Origin of the sequence: Bacillus sp. JJ634, assembly GCF_036962285.1 — a bacterium.
GTDB classification, from domain to species: Bacteria; Bacillota; Bacilli; order Bacillales; family DSM-1321; genus Peribacillus; species Peribacillus asahii_A.
On record NZ_JBALMU010000176.1, the window covers coordinates 1 to 4,453 of the forward strand.

4 protein-coding genes are annotated in these 4,453 nt (G+C 37.6%); all 4 read right to left on the reverse strand.

What is annotated here, in order from left to right:
• Window positions 1-577 (reverse strand): response regulator transcription factor (locus V7068_RS20695; RefSeq protein ID WP_499714356.1); only part of this gene is annotated, 577 nt, incomplete at its 3' end.
• An 11-nt stretch (window positions 578-588) separates the two neighbouring features.
• Complete coding sequence (locus V7068_RS20700) at window positions 589-2,040, reverse strand: SLC13 family permease (RefSeq protein ID WP_499714357.1); 1,452 nt, start codon at window positions 2,038-2,040, stop codon at window positions 589-591.
• A gap of 4 nt (window positions 2,041-2,044) precedes the next feature.
• Complete coding sequence (locus tag V7068_RS20705; RefSeq protein WP_499714358.1) at window positions 2,045-3,223, reverse strand: glycerate kinase family protein; 1,179 nt, start codon at window positions 3,221-3,223, stop codon at window positions 2,045-2,047.
• Between the two features lie 332 nt (window positions 3,224-3,555).
• Window positions 3,556-4,453, reverse strand: an 898-nt coding sequence (locus V7068_RS20710) for an AEC family transporter (protein WP_499714359.1), incomplete at its 5' end; no start/stop codon positions are given.

Sequence of the window (4,453 nt, forward strand, 5' to 3'; positions counted from 1 at the left end):
CTCCATAGTAGTCAAATCCCCATACTTGATTTAAAATTTGTTCTCTTTCAAGCGCTCTATTTTTGTTTGTCACTAAATAAAGCAGAAGATCATATTCCCGTGGCGTTAATTCTATATTTCTTTCACCTTTATATACTTCTCTCGTATTTGTATGAATAGTAATAGAATGACAATGAAGGATATTCAACTCTGATTGGGAAAGTTCACTTTTATGCTTAAAACGTAGATTAACCCGAATTCTAGCAAGCAATTCTTCAATTTCAAATGGTTTTGTCATATAATCATTCGCGCCCAAGTCAAGTCCGTTCACCTTATCGTAGACAGAACTGCGCGCCGTCAACATAATCACAACGATTTCATTGCTCATATGACGAATTCGTCTTAATACTTCCATGCCATTTAACTCAGGAATCATCACATCTAAAATGACTAAGTCAATCTGTTTCTGCTCGACAATAGACAGCCCTTCTCGCCCTGTATGAGCCACACTTACTTCATATCCTTCGTACTCTAATTCTAACTGAATCACTCGTGCAATTTTTTCATCATCTTCAATGATTAATATATGATGGTTCATTCCTTCACCTCTTATAAATCCATCCCCGCCCACTGCCAATAAGAAAAGTAAAACATCATTGTAATTAAAATATAAAGGGGCATTAGAACCGCACTCACTTTCACTAAATGTTTCGTATCATACGAAATGTCCCCTTCTTCATAAAACAGTAATAACGCTTTCGAACTAACAGGAAACGTTACACAATAATTCATACCTATTAAGCCTAAAAAAACAACTGTCGCAGCATTCACTCCGATTGTTTCACTAAAAACTATTAAACTCGGAATAAAAACGACAGCACGCGTTGTATGAGAAGTAATGTACAAATGACTTGTGACCGTTACAAGTAAAATAACAAACACAATTAACCATTCTGGCGCCCCCACCAACAAATGTAATATATGAAACATCTTTTGTTCAATCCAATGAACGACCCCTGTATCTACTAATACTTTTCCAAGTGCAGTTGCGGCAGCGACAAATATAATCAAGTTCCAAGAGACTGATTTCATCCCTTGTTTCCAACTAACGATACCATAATTCGGCAACATAAATAGAACGGCACCAATCATGGTAATCAATGCGATACCATACCCATGAAGACTTTCTGTCACCCAGCCTATAATTAAAAACGTGATTAACATCACAGTCTTTCTTTCACTTTTATTCAAAGGCTGTCTCAATACAGAAATTTCCTGTATTTTTACGTCTTCCATCTCCTTTGACCCATCTTTCGGCCACAACATCCATTTTATTATAGTAAATGAAATAAGTGTAATAAATAGAGCGAATGGACTACCCCATATCAACCATTGTATATATGAAATTGATTCACCAACCGTATTTTCAAGCAAACTAATTCCAATAATATGAGATCCTGCACCAATTAAAGTAGCCGATGTACTCATTAATATAATAACAGGCGCCATAATCGCCAACACACTTTGTTCTTTCGGAGAAAATTTCGAATGAAGCTGTTTGATAATGGGCATCGATAAAGCTGCTCTTCCTGAAGTAGACGGAATAAAAAAAGCGGATCCGAACAAAATCGAGGTGATACCAAACAGTGCATGACTTTTTTGTTTGGAATGGCTCAGTAAGTACTGGCTGTATCGTTCAGCTAATCCCGACTGTTTCACTGCCTCCCCAATAATAAACGAGCCAATCATTAACCACACTACTTCCTCTGCGAGCGCATTATATAATAATTCCGGATTTCCTGCCTTTAATAGGATAATGAATAAAATAAGCACAATGGCTACAAAACCGGCAGGAAACTTCGTCACAATCCACAAGGTCATTGCTGATAAGAAAGCAAATAAGGATACTTTGGCACGGTAATCTAGCTCATCAATCAGCATAATAAGCACTAAGAAAAAAACATGCACACTTAGTATAGCTAAAAGCTTGATAGATACTTGATTGAGCCACGTATAGATTCGCTTTTGTTTTGGTACGTATTTGTCCATTCTCGTAATCATATGACTAAATCCTTTCTCTAATCAGCTTCTTCTCGGCCATTTCCAAGCCAATGACGATTTGTCTTAACACAGATTCTGTACTTTCTTCAATCCATTTCGGCGCTTTTATCATCGCTTTTTCTAAAGATGTCGGCTTTTGAATAATGCTTAAATAAGCATCGATACCTGCCTGATAGTTTAAAGCGGCTCCTTCACCAATCGTACCGGTGATAGCAATGACCGGGATGTTATGTTTTTTAGCAATTCGTGCAACCTCTGACGGAATCTTTCCATTTGGCGTTTGAAAATCCAAACTTCCTTCCGCTGTCATGACCACATCTGCTGTCGCAATTTTTTCTTCTATATGAATGTAGTCCATAATAATATCAAAGCGAGGGTGCAATACAGCACCTGTAAAAGCAATTAGTCCTGCACCTAGTCCACCCGATGCTCCACTTCCTGGAAGTAATCGGACATCCATCCCTAACTCTTCTTGAATTAAAGAAGCATAATGTTCTAACGCTGCTGATAATTGCTCTACTTGTTGGGATGTTGCTCCTTTTTGAGGACCGAAAACACGTGCGACCCCTTTCTCTCCGCATAACACGTTCTGCCAATTACAAGCAACATCGACGGTCACATTCCCTAATCGTTGATCTAGCTGTGTCATGTCAATCGAGTCGACCTTTATCAAATCCTCTCCACCATGGACTTCGATCATTTGTTTGTCCTTATCTAAAAATCGAACACCTAATGCTTGAGCTAATCCTGCTCCTCCATCGGATGTACCTGAGTCACCGCAACCGATGAGAATATGGTCGACACCAAAATCGAGGGCAGAACGAATCAACTCTCCTACACCATATGTTGTCGTTTTTAACGGATTTCTTTGATTGCGCGGCACTAACTTTAACCCCGCAACAGCGGCCATTTCAATCACAGCCGTTCGTCTATCACCCTCCACAAAGATTCCAAAGTAACTGACAATCTTTTCTCCTATCGGACCCGTCACTTCTCTATAAATGAGCTCTCCATCTTTTAAGCTCACAATTGTTTTGGCAAACCCTTCTCCTCCATCAATCATCGGAACAACTTCTAAATCAAACGTTTGATTAAATTTTCTTGCCCCTCGCTCCATCGCTAACGCCACTTCCTCCGCATCCAAACATTCTTTAAAGCCTGACGGTACCATTACAATTTTCACTAAACATTCCTCCCCTGAAAATCTTTCATTACTTTATAAGATATGGTTAAAAAGCTAATAGAAATTTAGAGAAGTATTAAGAAATGATTAGAAAGTGAATTAAAATCAATTAGCTAACGAAACATATTAGCCCTTCCCTCCCCAATAGTTGTCAGTACCCATTTTTAGAAGAAACAGCATTAGTTAATTCCAAAATAGATACTTTTATTAAAAGCTGATAAGGAAAAAAGGATAGACAATCGCTGATATCATTCACGATTATCTATCCTTCTATTATTCTCCATATTAGTTTTATCAAATTCTGAAACTAGTAAAGGTATAAAAAACGCGCTCTAAAAAAGGATTTTGGCTAAATAGATAACAATTGCTACAGTAGTACTACTAAGGATAGTCGTAAGCAGAACAGCCTGCGAAGCGACATTTGGATAATTATCGTATTCAAGTGCTAGCAGCGCGCTGTTTCTTGACGTCGGAAAGGCACTAGCAATAAAAAGTGCCTGCGCAATTGTACCTGATAAACCAAGTCCAAAAATAACTAACCATGCAATACAAGGGGAAATAATAAGACGGCCAATGACCATCCACACAATCGGCTTGGAAATACGGGTAATTTTTAAATAAGCTACTTGGGCTCCCAGTGTGATAAGAGCAATGGCCGAAAAAGCATTAGAAGTATTTTCAATTGGTTTCCATAAATAATCAGGAATATCAATATGCATCCAGCGTAGTAAAACAGCAAGTAACAAGGCATAAATAACTGGTAACTTGAGAATTTTCCAAACAATATCCTTCCCACTGCTTTGAGCGGAAACCGAATTATAAAATCCATACGTGAAGGTAAGCAAATTCTGAAAAATAGAAACGATGATTTGGATTGCCATACCGGCTGGATTGGAAGAAAAAACAAGTTCACCTACTGGTAGACCATAGTTTCCTGAATTGCTTAAAACAAAACTATTTTTAAAAGTAGATGACAACTGGCGATCGAATCGATTTACTTTAGCAAGCAGGATACTGATGATTATAAGAAGTAAATTAAAAAGCAATAAAAATAAAAGCGTTTGACCAACTAAAGTTCCAGATATATCACTTTTGTAAATGTTAACAAAACATACAGCTGGGAGCAAAACATAAATCGTTAACGTTGATAATGTAGATAAGCTTAGTTTCAATAAACGATGCAGACATATCCCTACCCCAATCAACGCGAATAATGGAAAAATAATATGT